Source organism: Paenibacillus sp. FSL K6-3182 (genome assembly GCF_037976325.1).
Taxonomy (GTDB): Bacteria; Bacillota; Bacilli; order Paenibacillales; family Paenibacillaceae; genus Pristimantibacillus.
On sequence record NZ_CP150265.1, the window covers coordinates 3,203,235 to 3,226,253 of the forward strand.

21 protein-coding genes are annotated in these 23,019 nt (G+C 45.0%); 19 read left to right on the top strand and 2 right to left on the bottom strand.

The window, feature by feature from the left end; all coding sequences use genetic code 11:
• Positions 1–16: 16 nt before the first annotated feature.
• Entirely contained in the window at positions 17–862 is an 846-nt protein-coding gene (locus MHH56_RS13780) for a thermonuclease family protein (protein ID WP_339208820.1), read from the bottom strand.
• A 197-nt stretch (positions 863–1,059) separates the two neighbouring features.
• On the opposite strand from MHH56_RS13780, the gene MHH56_RS13785 reads away from it, so the two are divergent.
• From MHH56_RS13785 to MHH56_RS13830, 10 genes are all read left to right on the top strand, one after another.
• On the top strand, positions 1,060–2,763 hold the full coding sequence (locus MHH56_RS13785) for a DNA repair helicase XPB (RefSeq protein WP_339208821.1): 1,704 nt from the start codon (positions 1,060–1,062) through the stop codon (positions 2,761–2,763).
• On the top strand, positions 2,760–4,805 hold the full coding sequence (locus tag MHH56_RS13790; protein WP_339208822.1) for a helicase-associated domain-containing protein: 2,046 nt from the start codon (positions 2,760–2,762) through the stop codon (positions 4,803–4,805). The genes MHH56_RS13785 and MHH56_RS13790 overlap by 4 nt, the downstream gene beginning before the upstream one ends.
• Positions 4,806–4,875: 70 nt before the next feature.
• Entirely contained in the window at positions 4,876–5,370 is a 495-nt protein-coding gene (locus MHH56_RS13795) for a YlbF family regulator (RefSeq protein WP_339208823.1), read from the top strand.
• A 121-nt stretch (positions 5,371–5,491) separates the two neighbouring features.
• Complete coding sequence (locus MHH56_RS13800) at positions 5,492–5,755, top strand: YlbG family protein (RefSeq protein WP_053375618.1); 264 nt, start codon at positions 5,492–5,494, stop codon at positions 5,753–5,755.
• Positions 5,756–6,030: 275 nt separating this feature from the next.
• Positions 6,031–6,468 carry a hypothetical protein gene (locus MHH56_RS13805; protein ID WP_076268256.1) on the top strand — a complete coding sequence of 146 codons (438 nt, stop codon included), beginning with the start codon at positions 6,031–6,033 and terminating at the stop codon, positions 6,466–6,468.
• A gap of 132 nt (positions 6,469–6,600) precedes the next feature.
• A complete protein-coding gene (locus MHH56_RS13810; protein ID WP_076268257.1) occupies positions 6,601–7,512 on the top strand; it encodes a selenium metabolism-associated LysR family transcriptional regulator in 912 nt (303 codons plus the stop codon).
• Entirely contained in the window at positions 7,512–8,369 is an 858-nt protein-coding gene (locus MHH56_RS13815; RefSeq protein ID WP_339208824.1) for a PHP domain-containing protein, read from the top strand. The genes MHH56_RS13810 and MHH56_RS13815 overlap by 1 nt, the downstream gene beginning before the upstream one ends.
• A gap of 630 nt (positions 8,370–8,999) precedes the next feature.
• Positions 9,000–10,349 carry a glycosyltransferase family 2 protein gene (locus MHH56_RS13820; protein ID WP_339209589.1) on the top strand — a complete coding sequence of 450 codons (1,350 nt, stop codon included), beginning with the start codon at positions 9,000–9,002 and terminating at the stop codon, positions 10,347–10,349.
• A 15-nt stretch (positions 10,350–10,364) separates the two neighbouring features.
• Positions 10,365–11,471: an acyltransferase family protein gene (locus MHH56_RS13825; protein WP_339208825.1), complete on the top strand. Its 1,107-nt coding sequence runs from the start codon at positions 10,365–10,367 to the stop codon at positions 11,469–11,471.
• 103 nt (positions 11,472–11,574) lie between these two features.
• Positions 11,575–12,693: a glycosyl hydrolase family 18 protein gene (locus MHH56_RS13830; protein ID WP_339209590.1), complete on the top strand. Its 1,119-nt coding sequence runs from the start codon at positions 11,575–11,577 to the stop codon at positions 12,691–12,693.
• Positions 12,694–12,859: 166 nt separating this feature from the next.
• Here MHH56_RS13830 and MHH56_RS13835 read toward each other — a convergent pair whose 3' ends face one another.
• Positions 12,860–14,623: an NFACT RNA binding domain-containing protein gene (locus MHH56_RS13835; RefSeq protein WP_339208826.1), complete on the bottom strand. Its 1,764-nt coding sequence runs from the start codon at positions 14,621–14,623 to the stop codon at positions 12,860–12,862.
• Between the two features lie 178 nt (positions 14,624–14,801).
• Here MHH56_RS13835 and MHH56_RS13840 point away from each other — a divergent pair, with 178 nt between their 5' ends.
• The 9 genes from MHH56_RS13840 (at position 14,802) to MHH56_RS13880 (ending at position 23,000) form a co-directional block, all read left to right on the top strand.
• Positions 14,802–17,585 (top strand): calcium-translocating P-type ATPase, SERCA-type, encoded by a 2,784-nt coding sequence (locus MHH56_RS13840; RefSeq protein WP_076268260.1) that lies wholly within the window; start codon positions 14,802–14,804, stop codon positions 17,583–17,585.
• 121 nt (positions 17,586–17,706) lie between these two features.
• On the top strand, positions 17,707–18,537 hold the full coding sequence (gene dapF, locus MHH56_RS13845) for a diaminopimelate epimerase (RefSeq protein WP_339208827.1): 831 nt from the start codon (positions 17,707–17,709) through the stop codon (positions 18,535–18,537).
• Between the two features lie 30 nt (positions 18,538–18,567).
• Positions 18,568–20,457, top strand: a complete 1,890-nt coding sequence (locus tag MHH56_RS13850) for a bifunctional homocysteine S-methyltransferase/methylenetetrahydrofolate reductase (protein WP_339209592.1) — start codon at positions 18,568–18,570, stop codon at positions 20,455–20,457.
• Positions 20,458–20,783: 326 nt separating this feature from the next.
• Entirely contained in the window at positions 20,784–21,044 is a 261-nt protein-coding gene (locus MHH56_RS13855) for a DUF370 domain-containing protein (RefSeq protein ID WP_005548256.1), read from the top strand.
• Between the two features lie 13 nt (positions 21,045–21,057).
• Complete coding sequence (gmk, locus tag MHH56_RS13860; protein WP_076268262.1) at positions 21,058–21,675, top strand: guanylate kinase; 618 nt, start codon at positions 21,058–21,060, stop codon at positions 21,673–21,675.
• 16 nt (positions 21,676–21,691) lie between these two features.
• The gene (gene rpoZ, locus MHH56_RS13865) at positions 21,692–21,901 is read left to right on the top strand and encodes a DNA-directed RNA polymerase subunit omega (protein ID WP_053375625.1); all 210 of its coding nucleotides are present in this window, start codon (positions 21,692–21,694) and stop codon (positions 21,899–21,901) included.
• 105 nt (positions 21,902–22,006) lie between these two features.
• A complete protein-coding gene (locus tag MHH56_RS13870) occupies positions 22,007–22,189 on the top strand; it encodes a hypothetical protein (RefSeq protein WP_339208828.1) in 183 nt (60 codons plus the stop codon).
• Positions 22,190–22,217: 28 nt separating this feature from the next.
• On the top strand, positions 22,218–22,430 hold the full coding sequence (locus MHH56_RS13875; RefSeq protein WP_339208829.1) for a hypothetical protein: 213 nt from the start codon (positions 22,218–22,220) through the stop codon (positions 22,428–22,430).
• Positions 22,431–22,454: 24 nt separating this feature from the next.
• A complete protein-coding gene (locus MHH56_RS13880) occupies positions 22,455–23,000 on the top strand; it encodes an NUDIX hydrolase (RefSeq protein WP_339208830.1) in 546 nt (181 codons plus the stop codon).
• The last annotated feature ends 19 nt before the right edge of the window (positions 23,001–23,019 follow it).

A 23,019-nucleotide genomic window follows, 5' to 3' on the forward strand; every position in this document is an offset into this window, starting at 1 on the left:
ACAGCCTTATTTGTTATTAGTCTTCCCATACGGCTACTAATTCATTGTATTCATTATAGAGCTCCGCAGGGTCCGATTCTTTGTTGTTCCAAATATTTGTTGCTCCCCAAAGGAGCAGGTCATCATCTGATGAACGCACCTCGTCTGCTGAGGAAATGACTACTCTTTTCTGTGCATTCAGGACATATTGGCCAAACGGATAGGTTTGATTGCCTCGAACGCTAACCAGCTTCCAGCCTTTCATTTGAATGGCATCATCCGTCGTATTCGTTATGGTGACAAGCTCGGCTTGTTTGTCCACCTCAATCGTAATGCCGCTTCGCGCCGCTTTTTTTACAGGGAAACTTGTGTGATTAATTTCGGCGTCATTGCTCCATAAACCTTGCTTAGCTTGTTCAGCTTGCTGCTCCAACTGCTTGTATGCGTTTTCCATCTTGACGTTAGGCTCTATGATGAGTACCTTCGCAAGACCTTCCTCGATAAGCGCCTCGTTTAATATCCGTCCATCCTTCAGCTCCACGATTGCAAGCGTACGATCGTAGCGATCTTTAAGCTCCTTATCGAAAGTAAGCCTAACCTCTTGCGACTCTGTCAGAAGCGTCTCAGTGAAGGCAGCAGCTTCGGGTCCGAATGGATCGGCTGGACTATCTTGTTTCTTGGTCTCCGGCGTATCTACATAAAGTAGTCGAATCGTCGTTTCACTAGAACCTGTTTTGATTTTGAAAGTATCACCATCTATAAAGCCAGCTACCTGATACCATTGGTTGGTTTGTATAACGTTCGAAGAAAGCTCGGAAATGGCCGTACAGCCGGCAAGCGGCATGCAAATGAGCATGAGGAGAATGATTATAATTCTTTTCATAGATGCGGTACCTCCACCCCAATTTGCAGTTTATATACAATCTTCTTATTACTATAACACATCTTGAACATAAAAATCGCGCAGTTGTCCAGATACTTAAAGCATAAAATGGTGTTAATTTCTTCATACTGTGAGGAAGAGCAAGATCTAGGCTGTTTTTTTGAGAGGCCGTTTTGATGAATTTTTGAAGGAGGAGAATGATGCAGCATCCAAACGATCAGCCATTAATTGTGCAATCAGACTTAATGGTTCTGCTTGATGAACGCAAGCCACATGCACAGCAAGCTAGAGATAAGCTCGTTCTCTTCATGGATGCAATTAGAAGAGCTGGAGCGATCCATACTTATCGAATGACACCTTTGACTCTCTGGAATGCAGCAGCAGCTGGGATTACTGGCGAAGAAATCATAGGTTGGCTAACAGAATACAGCAGATACGAGCTGCCATTTCAAGCGGAGGTAATGATTCGCAAACTGATGAGTAGATATGGCAAGCTTTGGTTATCTACGGAATCGAACAAACTGATGCTGCACGGAGAACAAGCTATTTTGGATGAGCTTTCGGAACAATTGTCAATAACAAGCTGGGTAAAAGCACGGCTTAATGCCGCTTGGGAGCTTGATGAAGGCTGCAGAGGCGCCTTGAAGCAGGAGCTGACACGACTTGGATATCCTGTCATTGATCTAGCAGGCTATCATGTGGGCGAGGAGCTACCGGTAGAGCTGAGGAAGCATACGCTGCGAAATCGTTTGTTTGATTTAAGGGACTATCAGCAGGCTGCTGTCGAGCTTTTTTATAAGGAAGGCAAAGTGGAAGGCGGGAGCGGCGTAATCGTATTGCCTTGCGGAGCGGGTAAAACCATTGTGGGCATAGCCGCATTGGCTCGTTTGGGCAGAGCAACACTTATACTTACCTCTAATTCTACCTCCGTAAAACAATGGAAAGACGAGCTGCTGGATAAAACGTCGCTGTTGGATGCGGATGTTGGTCAATATTGCGGCACATTGAAGCAGGTACGACCTGTTACGATAGCAACTTATAATATTTTAACGCATCGCAAATCCAAGGAGTCTCCTTTTACCCATATGAAGCTGTTCTCCGAACGGGATTGGGGGCTAATTATTTACGATGAGGTGCATTTGCTGCCAGCTCCAGTCTTCCGGATGACTGCAGATATACAAGCGACAAGACGGCTTGGCTTAACCGCGACACTCGTACGTGAGGATGGCTGTGCTGAGGATGTATATTCATTAATAGGTCCGAAGCAGTTCGACATGCAATGGAAGACAGCCGAGGCTGGCGAGCATATAGCGGCAGTAGCTTGCACAGAGATTAGGGTTCCACTGCATATAAGTAAAGCGGCTTTGTATGCACAGGCCTCTGCGCGTTCTAAGCTCAGATTGGCTGCGGAAAATCCTGCAAAAATCAAAGTTGTAGAGCAGCTATTGCGGGAGCATGCAGGCAAACCGACTTTAATTATTGGCCAGTATTTGCACCAGCTGCATGAGCTGTCCGCAGTTATTGGCGCTCCCTTGCTGACGGGAGAGGTGCCGCAGCTCGAGAGACAAATGCTTTATGACAGCTTTAAAGCAGGCGACATATCAGTGTTAATCGTATCCAAGGTAGCTAATTTTGCAGTGGATTTGCCTGATGCATCCGTAGCCATTCAATTATCCGGCAGCTTTGGCTCACGGCAAGAGGAGGCTCAACGGATTGGGAGATTGCTGCGGCCAAAAGCGATTAACAATTGCGCATGGTTTTATACCATTGTAACGGATCAGACGAAGGAAACGGAATTTGCGATGAAAAGACAGCTTTTTATGCTGGAGCAAGGGTATCACTACGAGAGACTTAGCTTGCCGCATGATGAGGACAAGCTTGAGGAGGCTGCTGCTCTATGAAAATGAAACAGCTGCTAGGCAAGTTATCTGCTGAGCGCTTGGATCATATGATGCAAGGACTGCTATGGCAGAAAGCCGGTCAAAGAGGCCTGTCATGGGAAGAAGCAGCGGTGGACGATGAGACAATCCGCGAAGCTGTATCTATGCTCTCGCCGTATGCAGCCGAAGTATTGACGGAAATGCTGCGTTATTTTGCAGCTGCTCCCGCAGACGGAGAACGGCTCCTTAAAGTTCTTCGGAACAGCACAAGCCTCTCAGGGGCGGAATGTCAGCTCGCATTGGCAGAGCTTGAGGAATGGGGCGTATTATTCACGGTACATAAAGTATGGGGAGAGAGTCTGTATTTTATGCCTGTAGAATGTTTCGCTGTGTGGCAGAGGATGTTATTCCCATACAAAGCTGTGGTGCTGACTGAGCATCAGAGGGAAAGACTAATGAATGGTGTCATGCGACCTCATTGCAGGCCGCTTGGCAGACAGCTGCTCAGTGCCTTTTCGTTATTGGGGCGAAGCGGCTTATCTCTTACGACAAACGGCACGCTTCCCAAAAAGACGATTGCTAAGCTGCTGCAGGCTGCAGATTTGGAGGAGTGCTGGCTTAAATCATTTGATCTGAAATGGTCCTACTCTGATATTTATCCTGTACAGGTTGCCTTCATTTTGGAAGCGGGTTTTGCGTTTGGGCTGTTAACAGCAGTGAATGGGGCAATGAAATGGAATGATGACCAGCTTAGAAAATGGCTTATGCTTGATGAGGCTGTGAGAGAATATCAATTAATGAATTGGTGCTTGGCGATGCTGCTTCCAGCCGCAGGTGGAAACGCCCATTTGGCTGCCTCGTTGACGAGCCTTCAAGCAGGTGAATGGTATTCTAATCAGTGTGTGGATACGTGGCTTCATGAGAATCGGATCGTTGCTGATATAGGCCCGGAGCAAAACATAAATCGAAATCAACCAAGGCCAAGCTGGTTTGGTTTATGGCATAATCTAGGCTGGATGGAGCTGGTAGATTGTCAGCAAGCAGCGGACAATGAGTTTTTTTTCAGATGGAAAGCAGCTGCTCCTTTACGTAAAGTGCCACCGGTGCAGGTGAAGGATATGGATGCAGTGGTTTCCGTTCAACCGAATGGGGAATTGATTGTACAGCCAGAATGTCCCTTCTGGATAAGGTGGGAGCTGGAGCTGATTGCTGAACGCAAATCAGATGAGCAGGTTTCTGTTTACCGTCTTGAAGCAGCATCAATTACAAGGGCGCTGGAGCAAGGAAGATCAAGAGCCTCCATTCAAAGCTTTCTTGAGCAGGCATCAGGCGGAGATCATTTGCCTTCTACGGTAATCGCTTTGTTGGAAGTATGGACGAGCCGTGCTAGCCGTACTTTCTTCGCCGAAGTTGTGCTGCTGCGCTGCGATAGTGAAGAGATGGCGGCAATAGTGGAAAATGATTCTGGTGTAGCCCCTTTATTGATGGAGAAGCTTGGTCACTTGGATTTCATTGTTGAAAAGTCTCATATAAGTGAGATTCGAGCATGTTTGCAAAAAGCAGGATATCCCGCACGCAAAATGGTTCAGACAGAATTTGCGAATGACGAATATAATTACCCATTCGTTAGTTTCGATATAGAGGGATCGCGCTTACTTGAACTTCTGCCGAAGGAGGAATCAAAAATACCCGCTCCTTCTTATATTTATGAAGCTTTTCCGCTTCATCATTATGAACTCAGTGATTTAGCCGCTAGGAAAAAACCGCTTTTGTTCTTTGAAATGGAGCTTGTGCCTTCCATGTGGACAAAGCAGCTGCGTGCATACCATCATTCGACAAGAAAAGAATTAATTGAGAAGGCATTGCAATGGCAAACGCCTGTTCAACTTCGCATGGAAAGGGAGCTTCGTTCATTTGTGCCTGAGAAGCTTGAGCAGCAAGGCGACGGATGGGCCGTCGTCGGGCTGCTGCGTGATGACCCGCAGCGAGAGCAGATCAGGTTGACTCCTGATATGTGGGAAGAGATGTGCTTAGTGATACCAGGCCAAGGCAGCCCAATATAATCTCTATCTATTGGCTAATTAAATATGATATGATAGTGTAGAATTTAGCGAATGGGAAAGAGGTGGATAAATGCCAACTGCTGAAGGTTTAACGGCTATTCAATTGGAGCAACCGCAAGGCGGCGTTTCTTCTCTCGATATGGCGTCGCTGCTGCTTTGCGCCTATGATTTAGGTGATTCGATTAATCAATCGGCGGAAGTTGCCGAATATTTATATTGGAAGTCAGCTGTGAATGAAGATGAAGAAGTGAAGCAAATTACCAAACGGTTCGATAAAGCGAAGATACTGTTTGAGGAATGCCAACGATTCGGGCGCTTTCATCCTGACTACAACGAAGCGAAAGACAAAGTGAAGCAAATCGAACGAGAGCTAAGCGAAATTGAAAGCGTTCGCCGCTTCAAGCTAGCCGAGCAGATCGTTGATGAAATGCTTTATGATGTATCCCGCACGATAGCGGAGTCCGTTTCGGACAATATTAAAGTGCCTGGCAATGAAAAAGCTGCCGGCGGCGGTAGCTGTGGAAGCGGCGGCTCATGCAGCTGTGGAAGCGGCGGTTGCAGTTAGTTAGTAGCCATAAGAGCGAACAAGGAAGAAGCATAGGCTTACGAAGTGAGGTTTGCTACGCAAACCTAGGTAAATGCTTACGAAGTGAGGTTTGCTACGCAAACCTTTGAGGAGGGAAAAGATGCTACCGGATCGAACAGGTTATATCGTTTGGGTAAGTGATTTGAAAGCGGCAAGATCACTGGAGAGGTTCGGGACGGTTCATTATATGTCGCGGAAGATGCATTACGTTGTGATGTATATGAATGCGGAACGCTCTGAAGAGGCTGTGCGGCAGATGGGGAAGCTCTCGTACGTACGAAAGATTGAACGATCGTATCGAAACGAGATTAAGACAGAGTACAGCAAAGACAGTGAAGATAAAACTAGATTTTATAGTTTGTAAAGGTTTAGTCGAAAACACTCGTCTGATGACGTTGTTCGTAAAGCTAATCAATCGCATAACGAAGGAAATATTGGTAAAAACTTCAAAACATGCACTAAAAGACGTTTCAAGGTGTGCAATAACACTGAGAAACGTCTTTTTTTTATTCTAATAGCCAGAAACTTACAAAAATGGTCGGACTTTAATTTTTTGTTGTAATCTCGGACAATCGTGATAGAATGGAATTAAATTCATAGTATAAAAGCCCTGGTTCTTTGGAAGGAGTAGGTTGCGAAGTGAAAGATAGAATGACGAGAAGATGGAACACATATGAGTCGTTTTATATTGATCTAGGTGACAAAAAAGTAGCGGATATCGTTATTACAAACCATGCCAAAAGTCGTTGGCTTGACCGGATAGAAAGCGAGAAAACCGGTTATGAAGATATAGCTGAATATTTATGGGAATGCTTGAAACAAGGCCGCATCGAGCCTTACTACCGCAATGAGCAGGACGTTTATTTAATTGACGACGATCTCGTATTTGTTGCTGAATTTGCAGATTCGATGACAGAAACGGATATAACCGGAACTCCGCTACATAAAATGATCATAGTAACTTTCCTTGGGCGCATGTCAGAAACAATCGAGCTAAGGGATCTAAAGTCCTACTATTCGTGGCTTCGCCATTCACGGCGCATGACTCTCGTCAAAAGCAGCAGAAAAAGAAAATGAGACTTTGTACCTATATATCAAAGAGTGGAGCGTCCAATCCTAAAACAGATTGCACGCTTTTTTTGTGCGTGTTGTAAGATTCTGTACAAGGTTTATAGTATAATAAGCACCAGAAGAAAGGATGATTGGACGATGGCGCTTAATTTTCATCAACTGCACATATTTTGCACGGTTGCGGAACGCGGCAGTTTTTCAGCTGCAGCGCAATCATTACATATGACTCAGCCAGCCGTTACGATGCAAGTGCAGTCACTGGAAGATTATTTTGGCACGAAGCTGCTTCAGCGATCAACGAAGCGAATCGAGCTTACAGAAGCTGGACGGGCTCTTATGCCTTACGCGCAGAGGAGCATCGATCTTATACGAGATACAGATCAGGCGATGTCAGCATTCACGAAGCAGCTTAAGGGAAGATTGCAGCTCGGTTCGAGCTTAACGATAGGTGAATATATTTTGCCGCGCCTGCTTGGTCCTTTTGGACAGGAATATCCGCATATTTCGATTAGTATGAAAGTTATGAATACCTCGCAAATTATGGAGGATATTTTGAATCATCAGCTTAATTTCGGATTAATTGAAGCTCCTGTTAATCATCCCGATATGCATATGGAGGCGGTAATGAGCGATGAGCTTAGATTGATCGTATCGCAATCGCATCCATTAGCCGATCGAGAATCGGTTACATTGGAAGAAGCGATGGAATATCCGTTTGTTCTGCGTGAGCAAGGCTCGGGGACAAGACTTGTCATGGAGGAGCAGCTGAGGAAAAAAAATATAGATCCTGCATCGATGAAGATCGTAATGGAGCTGGGCAGCACTGGAGCAGTCAAATCTGCAGTTGAAGCAGGCCTTGGCATATCTTTTATTTCCTCTTCCTCTGTAAAACATGAAGTTGCGCTTGATTTAATTCGGATGATTAAAGTGTCGGATTCCAAGTTCCAACGACAGTTTTATTCGATATACTTAAAATCGGCTATATTGCCGATATCAGCTGTTACTTTTCTAAGTTTTTTGAGAGAGAGGGATTTGCAGCAATGGCTCTAATGAACGTACTTGCTGATTTGCATACGCACACGACGGCTTCTGATGGCATGCAAAGCCCCGCGGATAATGTTCGGCTAGCCAAAGAGGCAGGGCTTGCTGCGATTGCTATAACAGATCACGATACGGTGGCTGGTGTAGCTGAAGCTTTGCTTGAGGGCGAACGATTAAACATTACGGTTGTTCCCGGTGTTGAGGTGAGCACGGTGGCAGAAGGAACGGATATTCATATTCTCGGCTATTACACGAATAATAACGACGAGAAGTGGTTATCGCGTCTTTCGAGTTTGCGCGGGCTAAGAGATCAACGGAATGAAATGATTATAACTAAATTAAATGAGCTTGGCGTTGTGCTGTCTATGGATGATGTTATCGCTGCGGCTCATGGTGAAAGCTCGAAGGAAGAGCTCCAAGCAGCCGAGGTAAGTATTGGTCGCCCGCATATTGCTGCTGCACTTATTCAAAAAGGTTTCGTTCAAAATATGAAGGAAGCTTTCGATCGCTATTTGGCTGCCGGAGCCGCGGCGTATGTCAATCCACCGAGATTGACTCCATTTGAAGCGATTGACTGGATTAGAGAAGCGGGAGGCACAAGTGTTATTGCGCATCCTGGTTTATACAACAATGATTCTTTAGTCGAAGAACTGGTACGCTATGGCGTGCAGGGCATCGAGGTGTTCCATTCGGATCATGGACCGGAAGAAGAGCAAAGATACGGGCAGCTTGCAGCGGCATTCAACCTGATCGTTACAGGTGGATCGGATTTCCATGGATCGCGTCAAGGCGTTGTATTTCATGGCGAGGTGGGCAGCCGTACCGTAAATGCAAGCGTGCTAAAGCAGCTTCAGCCTTCAGGATGATGACCTTAGCCATCTGAGGACTTGAAGTGAACGCTTTACTATGCAATGAAACGAATTGTTATTGAAAGAGGCAATCTTAAGGGCTTATAACCTTTGGACTGCCTCTTTTTTGCGGTTTCGGGCGAATTTTTTGCATTTGGAAAATGTCGGTATAGATATTTGTAGTTATTATGCAAATTTTGAATTAATAAATCATAAATATGGTTTTAAACACCATAATTCAATATAAATATGACAAAATGGTGACGAAAACGAGCAAACATAAATTTCATAAATCATTTACAAAGTGAAAATTATAGATTTTGTCGATTTTTATTCAATAGAAGCTGCCAAGAAAAAACCCACTAGGAAGGTTGGTTATACGCTTTCAAAAAAATGGACTATTAGCTCATTCCTCAATTAACGCCCTTGATTCGACAAAATCTGCAAATGATTGGAAGTTAAACATTTGGCTTTTAGCAAGAAAACCGAAGCAAATGATAGAAAACGATAGATAATAGCAGATGTATTCGTTTTATTGAAAACTGGTGAGATTTTACAATTCTAATAATGATGAGATAGGTTGAAAGTAGAAAAAGAAACGTAGCAATGGTTCGTAATCGCCATTGCTAAATGAAGGAGTGGATAGTTATTCAGTACATGCTGTATGCGACAACCGTTGTTTTTCTCATCTTTCAACTGCTGTATACGGTTATTCCGTTGTTCTTCAGCAAGGTGCGAAAGCTTAATAACGAGCTTAATGAGAAGTCGTTATCGGTCCTGGTTCCTGCGTATAACGAGGAGCTTACGATCAAAAATTGCATCGATGCGATGCAGGGTCTGCATTATCAGAATCATGAGATCATTATCGTAAATGACGGCTCTAAAGATCGTACCTTTAACAAGCTGCAAGAGCTATTGGATCTTCGGAATGATTACAGAAAGGCTAGTCAAAAACTGAAATATAAAAGAATTAGAGGTTTTTACCGTTCAAGCAAATTTCCCAACATCTACGTCATGGACAAAATGAATGGCGGCAAAGCAGATTCACTCAATGCTGGCATCGATTATGCGAATGGCGAAATTGTTATTACGCTTGATGCTGACAGTATGCTGGAAGTAAACTCCTTAAAATACGTAAACCAATATTTTCACGAAAGCGACATTATTGCCCTAGGGGGAACCGTCAAAATCGTACAAGGCGCAGAACGACAAGACGGCGTCATTATGGAGAAATTTATAGGAAAAGGCATTATAAAAAGCCAAGTCATTAGTTATATCCACAGCTTCTACGTCCGCAAATTAACACAATCGCTATTTAACTCCATCGTCGTTATCTCAGGGGCATTCGGAGCCTTCTACAAGGAACTCATGTTTGATGTGAACGGGTTCAGAAGCACGGTTGGCGAGGATATCGACATCACTTTGAAAATCCACGAGTACATGAAAGCAAATAAACTCAAAAAAAGACTGGTCTACGCGCCGGAGGCGGTATGTTACACCGAATGTCCGGAAAATATGAAAAACTTCTACAAGCAGCGTATTCGTTGGCAGAAAGCGTTTGTGGATTGTATCCTCATTTATTGGTCGAAATTATCTCGGAGCTTCAGTATCGGCGTCAGCTTGTTTTTTGCAATAGACGGCTTCGTACTCGGAACATTAACCGCATTTACGACGATTTTCCACATGGCGCACGCCATTACATCGGGCAGCGGCATATGGGCAGCGATTGTACTATTCCTTGTCACGATGATAGTGAATGCAATTCAAATCGTTATATCACTCTATTTGTGCAAAAAGTATGGCAGTAATTATTCGTTGCTAGATTATATTAAAATGTTTGGATTTAGTCAGTTGGAATTGTTCACATACCGATTTGTGCTCCTTTACATTAACATCATTGGAACATTCAAATATTTCGATAATGATGAAGGATGGGGTTTTGTCGAACGCAAGGGCGTCGCATCCATTAGCCAAAATACAGTGGCAAGTTCGAGATAATATTGGAGGGACATTATGAGCAACACAGCCCATGTTCAAAATAATCGAATTATGTATATTGATTTATTAAGGATTCTCTCCATAGTAGCCGTTATCGTGCTTCATATTACTGCATCCTTGCTGACCCGAACGAATGATTTTACGACAACCTCATGGTGGGTCAGCAATGTGTTCAACTCGATTTGCCGTTTTGCTGTTCCAGTATTTTTTATGATCAGCGGTGCCATGATTTTGAGAATCGAAGTGAAGTCCTATAAAGGATTTTATAAGAAAAGAATACTGCCTCTGATCATTCCTTTGCTTACATGGTCATTAATTTACGGCTATTACAAGGAGTATTACATCCTTAAAAGCCAAATGAGCGCGTACGAGTTCATTCTCGATTTTGGCAAAAAATTAGTAACAGATGGAAACTACGTTCATTTGTGGTTTTTGTACGCTATTATTGCCATTTATATGACCGTTCCGCTAATTGGCAAGCTCGTACGCTCATGCAGTGAGAAGGATCTAAGATATTTTCTAATCTTATGGTTTATCGTCAGTATCTTGTACCGGTTAGTATCCGACATCTTCTTACGCCTAACCGATCAGCACCTTTATGTACCTAGTATGAATATTCCATTTTTTATGGGCAATTTAGGTTATTTTGTGCTTGGCTACTATCTCTTTAATGTCGAGCTTCGTCCCGTTATTAAGCACACATTGTTTAATCTCGGCATTTTGTCCTTTTTCCTAACTCCAATATTGACTTATTTAGTGTCCTCATACGGCGGGGTGCTGGACGAGATGTTTTACGGCAACTATTCCATTACAAGCTTCTTAATGGCGATCGGCGTGTTTCTGTTTTTTAAGGAAAAAGATACGATGATTAGCCGGAAAACAAATTATAAGGTTAAAAAAGTAATAGGCTCCGTCTCTACGGCAAGCTTCAGCATTTATTTAATCCATCTCTTGGTCGATACGATGGTTTCAAGGGATGTGGCTATCGATGCAACATTCCTTGAGACGACATTAAGCCTTCTGTTTAATATCGTTGCGATTTTCTCGATTAGTTATATCGTTGTCAAAGTGTTTAATTTGAATCGGTGGGTAACGCATATTTTATTCGGCGGAAGGGGGTAGCGGGGTGAATGTGAAGAAGACGGTAAAAGGGAAAAAAACGAAAACTGCGCGAAAAGGAACGAAAGCGCTAAAAGTAAATTTTTTGACCAAAGCGCTTGTGGCTATGCTTCTTATTGGTATGGGCATTTACTTCTACCAAAGCGTAAACGCAGAGGATCGGAAGTTGTCAACGGTATATATCGAAGCCTGGCGCGACCCGAAGGATGTAAGATTATCGGAGCAGGGCGTAGATATCGCCTTTGTTGCCTTCGCCAAAATTTCCGGTACTGGCTTGTTCTTTCATGAAAAAGAAGAAGGGAACAAGCAGATCAAACAAAACATTATACAGCTCAAAGCCAATAATCCAAAGACGAAATTTGTTCTTGCCGTTGGGGGTTACGGCGTAGATGGCTTCTCAGACGCTTCGCTCGACGGCAATCGATATGTATTTACGAAAAATATTATTGATTTGGTCAAGGAGCTCGATCTCGATGGTGTTGATATTGACTGGGAGTTTCCTGCCTTCGACGCATGGGGAACCGTAAAGGCGAGTCCAAAGGATACAAAAAACTTCACAAGCTTAATGCGAGAGCTAAGAGAACAGTTAAACCTGCTGCCGCATAAAGGAAACAAAAAGTATATTCTTACTTTTGCAGCAGGTACACAAGATTGGTATTTTAAAAATGTAGAAGTGAAGGCCGTAGAAAAGTATGTCGACTTCATCAATGTCATGAGCTACGATCTGACTGGCAGATGGTCCGAAACGACAGGATTTAATGCTAATCTTTACAAAGATAAAGGGAATAAAGCGACTCAAAGCGTGGATCAGATCGTGCGAGCTTTTCTAGATCACGGAGTTGATAGCAAGAAACTGCTGCTTGGCATCCCAGCTTATTCATATGGCTGGACAGATGTGAACAGTGATGAAGATGGTTTTTTTGCCAAGGGTAAGCCAATCGATATCGATAAAGTAAATATTCATTATCGAAATATTGAGGATAAATATTTGGACAAAAATGGATTTAAGCGTTATTTTGACGATCAAGCAAAAGCAGCTTACCTATTTAACGGCAGTACCTTCATTAGTTATGAAGACAAGGAAGCTTTGCGAGAAAAGGTCAAATACATCAAGCAAAAAGATCTAGCAGGTGCGATGGTATGGGAATATGCACAGGATGCAGAGAATGGAATTATTCAATATTTGTCCGATAACTTGAACAAGGAGCTAGGCACTGAGGATTAAATAGAGGAATAAGCGAGGCCAGGAAGCTTTATTGAAATACAGCAAAAGGGAACTTCTTATCCAAGGAAGTTCCCTTTTTACCTTTTGTTTGATGAAGATTTTCGGATGCTGCAAATCAAGAAAATGCAGGCAGCAACGGAGTATGTTGCAGTACCGCTAGAGCTGTCTATTTCAGCTGGCATGCCAGCGATTTGATACGTCGCTCGTCTGGCGTAATAAACAATGTTTTCTGATTGTCATAGATAACAAACCCCGGCTTAGCGCCGCTTGGCTTACGTACATGACGTATCGTTGTGTAGTCTACTGGAATCGAGCTGGAGTCGCGAGCCTGACTATAATGTGCAGAGAGCATAGCGGCTTCTTCAAGTGTTGCATTGCCAAAGTCCCCGCCTTTTATAACGACATGTGAACCAGGAATATCCTTTGTGTGCAGCCATGTGTCAGAAGGTGAAGCAAGGCGGTTCGTCAAGTATTCGTTTTGTGTATTGTTTTTGCCGACATACATCGTTACCCCCTCGGAAGAGGTATAACAAAGCAAGGTTGGTTTAAGCGTTTTTTTCTTCTTTGGACCGCGGCGTCCACGTTCCTTCATATAGCCTTGTTCCACGAGCTCGTCACGAATTTCGCTTATATCGCCAAGCGAGGCGTTATCGACCTGCTGAAGCAAGGTTTCAAAATATTGAATTTCTGTACGAGCGAGTTCCATTTGCTCGGCCACGATGGATAGACTGTTTTTGTGCTTCGTGTAACGCCGGAAATAACGCTGAGCGTTGTCAGAAGGAGTAAGATGCGGATCAAGATCAATCTTTATTACAGCTTGCTCCTCATCATAGAAGTTGACGAGCTCAATTGTTGTGTCGCCGCGCTTCATCTGATGCATATAGGCAGTAAGAAGCTCGCCCAGCACCCGATATTTTTCAGCATCCTTCGCTTCAACAAGCGTGTCCTCAAGCTTTTTAATTTTTGTAACGTTTTTGGCTTTTTCATTTTGAACGAATCGGATGAGGTCAGCAGCGCGCTGCTTAACGGTATCGCGTTCAGCCTTATTGCCGTAGAAACCTTCAAGGCAGGCACTAATGTCTGGGAATACCGTTTCTTCTCCATCGATATGTGTAAGCTCAGTGACAGAGAAAAAGGACTTGCCGGTATCTGCGTTGGTTTTAATTGTAGGTTTATAAATGTCTTGCTTTACTTGTTCCATAAAGCTTGAGAAGCTCTTCCAAACCGCCACTACGCTTTCCTCAGAACCTTGTTCAGCCTCTGGAAGCACATCTGCACCCGCCCGATGAACCAACTCTTTGGCGAGCAAAGGGCTAAAGCCGCTTAGCTTGTCGACTAGTCTTTTGTAAAGAGGAGCGGCTTCATCCGTATCGCTTAAAGCGTCCAAAAACTGCTGCTCGTTCACAATCGAAAGCGGATCTAGTTTGCCTTGCTCAGGGGGAGAGGTATAGGTGCTGCCGGGCAATACGATGCGGTGACTGCTTATGGCTGGCGTTACATGATGGATGCCATCGTGAATGAGGCCGGTTGAAGGGTCCATCAAAATAATGTTGCTATGACGCCCCATAATTTCCACAACAATCGTTTTATTCGATAGATCGCCGAGCTCGTCCCGATGTTTAACTTCAATATGAATGATACGCTCCCGACCAACTTGACGAACGGATTCAATCAGTCCGCCTTCGCAATGCTTCCGAAGCAGCATGCAAAACATAGGCGCTTCCATAGGGTTGACGTACGTACCGGTTGTCCAGTGCACCCTTGGATAGGTCGGATTGGCGGACAAGAGCAATTTGCCCTGCGTGCCGGCTCCGCGAATGCTGAAAACAAGCTCATGGTTGGTAGGCTGGTGAATCTTATGTATACGCGCTCCGACACAGCGCTGTAGGTCTTGCGTAATTGCATGGGTGACGATGCCGTCTAATGCCATGGTGTTGTTCCTCGCTTCCTTTGTAAGTCTTTCTCTATCATGCCATAGTTGAGCCAAAAACTTAAGTCTTTTATGGGATATTTTAAGGGCTGTCCGAATACATTTACCCTATAAAGGCTGTCCGAAGGGCCGACAACTTAGCTGCTTGGCTCGGCATATTACAGGAGGGAGTTAAACCATGGAACAAATGAAATGGCATCAAATGGGGACAATTGAGCTGATTGACGCATTAGTCAGCTCCCCAGATCAAGGACTGACTACGTCGGCAGCGGCGCAACGTCTAGAAGAAAATGGAAAAAACGAATTGTCTGAGGGCAAGCGCGTCTCGCCGATTTTGTTGTTCCTTAATCAATTTAAGGATTTTATGGTACTCGTTTTAATGGGTGCAACGTTGATTTCTGGCTTGCTGGGCGAATATTTAGATGCAATTACGATTGTTGCGATCATTGCTCTCAACGCCGTGCTTGGATTCGTGCAGGAATTTCGAGCCGAGCGCTCATTGCGGGCGCTTAAGGAATTATCCGCCCCGACAGCCAAGGTTATACGCGGAGGCGAGCTACTGACTGTACCAGCGAAAGAGCTTGTGGCAGGCGATCTTATTTATTTGGAAAGCGGAGACCGCATTCCGGCTGATGTACGGCTGCTTGAAGCCAATAGCTGCTATGTGGAAGAGTCCGCTTTGACGGGGGAGTCTGTCCCCGTTGGTAAGCACGCTGCAGCGATTGCAGAGGAAGACTTGCCTTTGGGTGATCAGCGCAACATGGGCTTCATGGGCACGATGCTCACAAGGGGAACTGCTCGAGCAGTCGTCATTCGTACAGGCATGGATACGGAAATGGGCAAAATAGCAGGACTTATTCAACAGACTGAATCGATGGAAACGCCGCTGCAGCATCGTTTAGAGCAGTTAGGCAAAATATTAATCGTTGTGGCGATCGGCTTGACGATTATGGTAGTCATTGCAGGTATTTTGCACGGCCAGCCAGCGTATGGCATGTTCCTTGCAGGTGTTAGCTTGGCGGTAGCAGCTATTCCAGAGGGGCTGCCAGCAATTGTGACCATCGCTTTAGCTCTTGGCGTACAGCGGATGATTAAACGGAAGGCAATCGTTCGCAAGCTGCCTTCAGTTGAAACATTAGGCTGCGCATCCGTTATATGCTCGGACAAAACAGGGACGCTGACACAAAACAAAATGACGGTTACCCATGTCTGGATTGGCGGCAGACAGCTTGAAGTGAGCGGAGAGGGCTACGTTCCAAATGGTGCAATTTATGAAGCTGGCAATGCGCTTGACATTAAGCATGATTTATCAATTAAGCGTCTCCTTCAAGTAAGCGCCTTGTGCAATAACGCACAGCTGTCGAAGGTAGAAGCTGTAGATACGGGCAAGCGCAGAAACAAGGAGCAGCATGAAGAGTGGATACTTAAGGGAGATCCAACTGAAGGTGCGCTTGCTGTGCTTTCAGCAAAGCTGGGCTCCTCTGCCAAATCATTGGAGCCGCTATATAAACGGGAGAAGGAATTTCCATTTGACTCGGAGCGCAAACGGATGTCAGTTGTTGTATCGCACCAAGGCGGGCGGCTTATTTGCACCAAGGGTGCCCCTGATTTACTGATGGATCATTGCTCTTATGTTCTCTGGGAAGGGAAGGTCGTTCCGTTTACTGCAACGCTGAAGCGCAAATGCGCTGAAGCAGGCGAGGTTATGGCACAGTCAGCGCTTCGTGTATTGGGACTTGCATACCGGGATTTGCGCGCATCCGACGCTTGTGAGACCGAAGAAGACGTAGAGAGTCAGCTTGTATTCGTAGGCTTGACTGGGATGATCGATCCGCCTCGCCGCGAGGTGAAAGAAGCGATTACGAACTGCAGGCGAGCGGGAATTAAAACCGTTATGATTACCGGAGATCATCAGCTGACAGCAGAAGCAATTGCAGGTCAACTAGGCATTATGCCGCGCGGAGGCATCGCTATGAGCGGCAAGCAGCTGGAGGCGATGTCTGATGAACAGCTCGACCGGCTCGTAGACAATATTTATGTATACGCGCGTGTATCGCCAGAGCATAAACTGCGTATCGTCAAAGCGCTTCAGCGCCAAGGACATGTCGTTGCGATGACAGGCGACGGCGTAAATGATGCTCCAGCGATCAAAGCAGCGGATATCGGAATTTCGATGGGGATTACCGGAACGGATGTATCGAAGGAAGCGTCCGCGCTCGTTCTGAGTGATGACAACTTCTCGACAATTGTTGCTGCTATAGAAGAAGGAAGAGGCATTTATGAAAATATTCGAAAATTTATCCGTTATTTATTAGCATCAAACGTTGGCGAGATACTTGTCATGTTTCTTGCGATGATGGCTGGATTGCCGCTTCCGCTCGTACCGATTCAAATATTGTGGGTCAATCTGGTCACGGACGGATTGCCGGCAATGGCGCTTGGCGTAGATCAGGCAGAAAAGGATTTAATGCAGCAAAAGCCACGTTCGGCAAAGGAGAGCATATTCTCCCGCAGGCTGGGCTGGAAAATTATAAGCCGAGGCATTCTTATAGGTGTATGTACGCTTGGCGCTTTCTGGATTACGCTTCAAGACGGTCCAAACAATGCTGCGCATCTGATGAAGGCGCAAACGGTAGCTTTCGCTACTCTCGTTATGGCACAGCTCATCCATGTATTTGACTGCCGAAGCTCGCGTTCCATTTTTCACCGTAATCCGTTCCAAAATAAATATTTGGTGCTTGCCGTATTGTCTTCGCTAGTGTTGATGATCGGAGTGCTTTATATCGATGCATTGCAGCCTATCTTCAAAACCGTTCCACTTAACTTCCGTGAATGGTGTCTCGTCTTTGTAGCTGCGGGAATTCCTACTTTCTTAATGGGAATTGGCAGTGTATTCGGCACTTCCAAGAAAAATAAAGGTAAAACGAAATGGCCGTTAGGTCCTCAAACCGCGGCAAGATAACGAAAAAATACAAATCTTGATACAAATTATGAATAGCCTTTCTCCTTGCTTTGCGGTATGCTATTAGCAATTAATCATAGTTTTATCATACCTAGAGATGTAGCAAGGAGAGGGCATTCAGATGAATTTTACAAAAATGAACGGTTTGGGAAATGACTTTGTGGTGATTGCAGGCGAGCAGCAGCTTCCAGAAAATGTTGCGGAATTAGCTATACAGCTTTGCAACCGGTTTTTTGGAATCGGGGCAGATGGTCTCGTTTATATTTTGCCTTCAGAAATCGCGGATTTCCGTATGCGCATTATTAATTCTGATGGCTCAGAAGCTGAGCAATGCGGCAACGCCATTCGCTGCGTCGCTAAATATGTGTATGATAATGGCTTAACCGATAAAGAAGAGATTACAATCGAAACACTTGGCGCAGGCGCTCAAAAAGTGCAGCTCACCGTTCAAGATGGCAAAGTGTCATCTGTGCGTGTAGATATGGGAGAGCCGATTCTAAATGGCCTTCGTGTACCAACAACGATCGATGCGGAGCAAGTCGTTGAACATCCGATAGAGGTGGACGGTCGTGAATTCCGTTTTACCGCTGTATCGATGGGCAACCCTCACTGTGTCATCTACGTTGATGATGCAGTGAATTTTGATCTAGGCACTTGGGGTCCCAAACTTGAGACACATCCGTTATTTCCACGTAAAATAAATGTTGAGTTCGTTACGGTGAACTCCCGTACGCATACCGATATGCGCGTCTGGGAGCGCGGTGCAGGACCAACGCTAGCTTGCGGTACAGGCGCTTGCGCAACGGTAGTTGCTTCTGTACTCACTGGCGCAACAGATCGGACAGCAACGGTTTCACTCAAAGGCGGCGACCTATTGATTGAGTGGAATGAATCCGATAATCATGTATATATGTCTGGACCGGCTGCAGTATCATTCTGCGGCGAGTTTTAAGAGCAAAGTAAGATGGGTGGTATGAATATAATGAAACCGGATTTGAGGGAAGCGCTCAAGCAGCGTATCTTGACCGGGGACGGCGCGATGGGAACCTATCTATATCAGATGGGGTTCCCTGTCGGCGTTTCTTATGAGGAAATCAATACGAACCGTCCCGATGTAATTGAAAATATTCACCGTCGCTACTATGAAGCTGGCGCGCGCGTAATTGAGACAAACACATTCTCAGCCAATCTTGAGAAGCTCTCGAAATATGGCTTAGAAGACGAAATGGATGCAATTAACCGTGCGGGCGTACGAGCAGCTCGCGCAGCGATCGGCAATGATGCTTATGTTGTAGGCGCTGTTGGCTCCATTCGAGACGGCAAGCTGAAAAATTTGCGAACAGCTAAAGTAATTGAAGCCTATCAGCGGCAAATGCATGCGCTGCTTGATGAGGGCGTGGATGGTCTTTTGCTGGAAACCTTCTATGATCTTGATGAAATGCTGCTTGCCCTTAAGATTGCTAGAGCAGCGTCAAATGTTCCTGTTATTTGCCAGTTTGCAGTCGAGGATGTTGGCCGCACGCAGGATGGGAATGGCATGAAGGGAGCCTTCGATTTACTGCAAGAAGAGGGCGCTGATATGGTTGGATTTAATTGCCGCAGCGGCCCGAATGGGATTATGAGAGCGATCGACTCGATAACGGGGCCAGTTGGCTTACCATTATCGGTATATCCGAATGCAGGTATACCCGACTATATTGATGGCAAATATACGTATCCCGCAGGACCTGAATATTTTGCAGAGACAGCCTTGCGCTTTGCAGATCGCGGCGCTCGCTTGATTGGCGGCTGCTGCGGTACGACTCCTGAGCACATTAAGGCAATTGCCGAGGCGCTAGATGGTTATGTTCCACAGCTCGGACAAGCAGCTGTTCATACGGCTGCAGCAGAGAGAATTGTTGTAAAGCCAGTTGAGAAATTAGCTGATACAGTAGACGCTGCGCCACTGAAACAAACGGTGCAGGAGCCTAACATTGTAGATTTGGTTCAGAAGCGCCACACCGTCATTGTTGAGCTTGACCCGCCGCGTGATTTGGATATTCGCAAATTTATGGCTGGTGCTGCTGCTTTGAAGGAAGCAAAGGCGGATGCGGTTACGATGGCTGACAACTCACTGGCTGTTACGCGAATGAGCAACATTGCACTCGCAGCGCTTGTCCAGGAGAAAGTAGGCATTCGTCCGCTCGTGCATATCGCTTGCCGAGATCGCAACTTGATTGGTACGCAGTCACATATGATGGGTCTCGATGCACTCGATATCGATCATGTGCTCGCTGTAACTGGAGATCCTGCCCGATTTGGCGATTTGCCGGATTCGAGCTCGGTTTATGACCTTACTTCCTTCGAGATGATTCGTATGATTAAGCAGTTGAATGATGGAACAGCCTTCTCAGGCAAGCCGCTTAAGCAAAAAGCGAAGTTTGTTGTAGGCGCCGCATTTAATCCTAATGTGAAGCATTTAGACAAAGCGGTCCAACGGCTTGAACGTAAAATTACTTCGGGTGCAGATTACATTATGACGCAGCCTGTCTATGACCCAAGCTTAATTGAGCGAATCGCAGAATCAACGAAGCATTTGTCAGTACCAGTATTTATCGGAATTATGCCGCTGGCCAGCGGACGGAATGCCGAATATTTGCATAACGAGGTGCCTGGTATCCAGCTATCTGATGAGGTTCGCCAGCGCATGGCGGGTCTTGAAGGGGAAGCGGGCCGAGCGGAAGGCGTGCAAATTGCAAAGGAGCTGCTCGACGTTGCTTTGCCGCATTTTAATGGCATATATTTAATCACACCGTTTATGTTCTATGATATGGGTGTTCAGCTTACCAAATACGTTTGGGAGAAGACTGAGCGTACACAACTAAATCGATAAAATAGATGCGAAAACAGCCTTTTTTTGCTTGTTTTCGCATTTTCGCTTGTTCGTTCGTGAAAAATCAATTAAAATGAATCATGGATACAGATGCCGCACATATTCAGCGTGGTAAGGACAGGCTGCCTAAAATCGTTTATAATGGCTTCTAAAGCCTGTAACGGAAGTATGTCCGACACTTTTTTCGTCAACAATAGTGCAGTAGTTCTGTCGGTATTTGGCAAGAACGCGAACTTGTCGTATTCACATTTATAAAATATAAAAGGTATTTGAACATTTGTAGACAGATGCACAAGGGAAGACCGTAGGCGGAGGAGGAACGAGGCTTGGCTATTAAACTTATTAATATCGGATTTGGTAATATTGTATCTGCAAATCGCATTATATCAATCGTAAGCCCTGAATCGGCTCCGATTAAAAGGATCATTCAAGAAGCGCGTGACCGACATATGCTGATCGATGCTACATATGGTCGTCGCACACGGGCTGTTATTATTACGGATAGTGATCATGTGATTTTATCGGCGGTTCAGCCAGAAACAGTTGCGCACCGATTATCCACTAAGGACGACGATAACGACGAATAGTACGGGGAGTAATATGGATAAGGGATTGTTAATTGTATTGTCCGGCCCTTCAGGGGTTGGCAAAGGAACGGTTTGTTCGGTTCTTCGCAACAAGGTTCCTGAGCTGGTTTATTCTGTGTCGGCGACGACCAGGCTACCGCGTCAGGGTGAAGTGGATGGCGTGAATTATTTTTTCAAAAGCAGAGAGCAGTTCCAAGATATGATTGCGCGTGACGCACTTTTGGAGCATGCTGAATATGTTGGTAATTACTACGGTACACCGCGTGATTTCGTTGAACGCACTTTAGAAAGCGGCAAGGATGTTATTTTGGAGATCGAGGTACAGGGAGCGCTTAAGGTGAAACAAAAGTTTCCCGATGGTATTTTCGTATTTCTATTGCCACCATCTTTGGATGAGCTGAAGCAGCGAATTACCGGACGTGGTACTGAATCTTTGGATACGATCAATAATCGCATGTCTGTGGCCGTTGAAGAAATGAATTTGCTCGGTCACTACGACTATGCGGTATTGAATGATGAGATAGATGCTGCATGCGATCGTATTCGCAGCATCATGATTGCAGAGCATTGCCGCAGAGAAAGATATTTACCTTACGTTTCGGGAATGGTTGCCGCAATTGAGAAAGCATGAGTGAGGAGAATGAACGATGTTATATCCGTCCATTGATGAAATGGTGAAAAAAGTTGACAGTAAATACACGCTTGTCGTAGCAGCTTCAAGACGCGCACGCATGCTTCGCAACGGAGACAAGTCGGAGCTTAAAAACCCGCGCTCCCGCAAGTATGTTGGTGTGGCACTAGAAGAAATTTACGGTGACATTCTCCAAGTGGAAAACCTAGCAACAAAAGAGGATTAAGATCTGTTTTATTATAGTAAACAGAACAGCGGAGTGTATACTGGAGACAGTATTACACTCCTTTTTTCTTTTTTAATGCGCACAATTCTTGAAAGGAGCAATCCTGTGGATCCCATTTTTTTTACGATTATTATTATGGTTGTTTTCTTGTTTCTATTGTCATTTATTATCCGAGATTCGATAAACTCGTCTAAATTGACAAAGCAAGTGGAAATGCTTAATACAGAGATCCAAATGCTGAGGAAAGAAATCAAAGAGAACAAACATATTGTTGATAAGCGAGTTTGAGCAGGTCATAACGTTTCAAAGAGAGGCTGTGAGTGCGAGAATGATGGCAGATGAACAGGAACTCCGCGAAATAAAAGAGTCATTAAACAAGCTGGATGAACAGGTCAAGCGGATCGTTGCTAAGCCTAGACGCAAACGCTCAGGATGGATGAACTTTGTTATTGGCTTTCTTATTGTGCTTGTAGGGATATGCATGTCAGTTGGAATATTTGAATTTCTAAAAATGATGAATAATCAATAATAGACGATAAGGACGTACATCAAAATGAACATTAGCCTGCAATCTTTTCCAACATTATCTAAAGGTATAGTATGGGGTTTGGTTGAAAATTGTTTCTCTCTTGATTACGAAGTGGCAGAAAAATCTGTTAGCAATATTAGCATTATACCTACGGTTGGCGATCAATATGTAGTCATGAAGCTAGATGACGGAAGATGGGAACTTGCCGGAGGAACTTTAGAGCCTAACGAGCACCATATGGACGCCCTTGTTCGTGAAGTGAAAGAAGAACTTGGTGCAGAATTGGTTTCTTATACGTTGTTTGGCTGCTTTCAATGCCGCTCGTTTGCTGATGAGCCATATAGGCCGCATATTCCGCACCCGCATTTTGTGCGGCTAGTCGGCTATGGCGAGGTTAATCTGGTGGAGGCACCGCTTAATCCGCCAGACGGCGAGCAAGTCATTGCCGTTGATGTCGTGGATATTGACGAGGCAGTAGGTAGGTTCGAGCAAATAGGCAGATATGATATTGCCGAGCTGTACAAGCTTGCTCATCAGTTAAGAAAAGCAGCTCTTAATCAAGGGAAATAAAACATAAATTACAGCTCGA

Bases quoted from the DNA above. Each gene is read 5' to 3' on its own strand.
- MHH56_RS13780 (WP_339208820.1), bottom strand. From the start codon at position 862: ATGAAAAGAATTATAATCATTCTCCTCATGCTCATTTGCATGCCGCTT.
- MHH56_RS13785 (WP_339208821.1), top strand. From the start codon at position 1,060: ATGATGCAGCATCCAAACGATCAGCCATTAATTGTGCAATCAGACTTA.
- MHH56_RS13790 (WP_339208822.1), top strand. From the start codon at position 2,760: ATGAAAATGAAACAGCTGCTAGGCAAGTTATCTGCTGAGCGCTTGGAT.
- MHH56_RS13795 (WP_339208823.1), top strand. From the start codon at position 4,876: ATGCCAACTGCTGAAGGTTTAACGGCTATTCAATTGGAGCAACCGCAA.
- MHH56_RS13800 (WP_053375618.1), top strand. From the start codon at position 5,492: ATGCTACCGGATCGAACAGGTTATATCGTTTGGGTAAGTGATTTGAAA.
- MHH56_RS13810 (WP_076268257.1), top strand. From the start codon at position 6,601: ATGGCGCTTAATTTTCATCAACTGCACATATTTTGCACGGTTGCGGAA.
- MHH56_RS13815 (WP_339208824.1), top strand. From the start codon at position 7,512: ATGAACGTACTTGCTGATTTGCATACGCACACGACGGCTTCTGATGGC.
- MHH56_RS13825 (WP_339208825.1), top strand. From the start codon at position 10,365: ATGAGCAACACAGCCCATGTTCAAAATAATCGAATTATGTATATTGAT.
- MHH56_RS13830 (WP_339209590.1), top strand. From the start codon at position 11,575: ATGCTTCTTATTGGTATGGGCATTTACTTCTACCAAAGCGTAAACGCA.
- MHH56_RS13835 (WP_339208826.1), bottom strand. From the start codon at position 14,623: ATGGCATTAGACGGCATCGTCACCCATGCAATTACGCAAGACCTACAG.
- MHH56_RS13840 (WP_076268260.1), top strand. From the start codon at position 14,802: ATGGAACAAATGAAATGGCATCAAATGGGGACAATTGAGCTGATTGAC.
- dapF (WP_339208827.1), top strand. From the start codon at position 17,707: ATGAATTTTACAAAAATGAACGGTTTGGGAAATGACTTTGTGGTGATT.
- MHH56_RS13850 (WP_339209592.1), top strand. From the start codon at position 18,568: ATGAAACCGGATTTGAGGGAAGCGCTCAAGCAGCGTATCTTGACCGGG.
- gmk (WP_076268262.1), top strand. From the start codon at position 21,058: ATGGATAAGGGATTGTTAATTGTATTGTCCGGCCCTTCAGGGGTTGGC.
- rpoZ (WP_053375625.1), top strand. From the start codon at position 21,692: ATGTTATATCCGTCCATTGATGAAATGGTGAAAAAAGTTGACAGTAAA.
- MHH56_RS13880 (WP_339208830.1), top strand. From the start codon at position 22,455: ATGAACATTAGCCTGCAATCTTTTCCAACATTATCTAAAGGTATAGTA.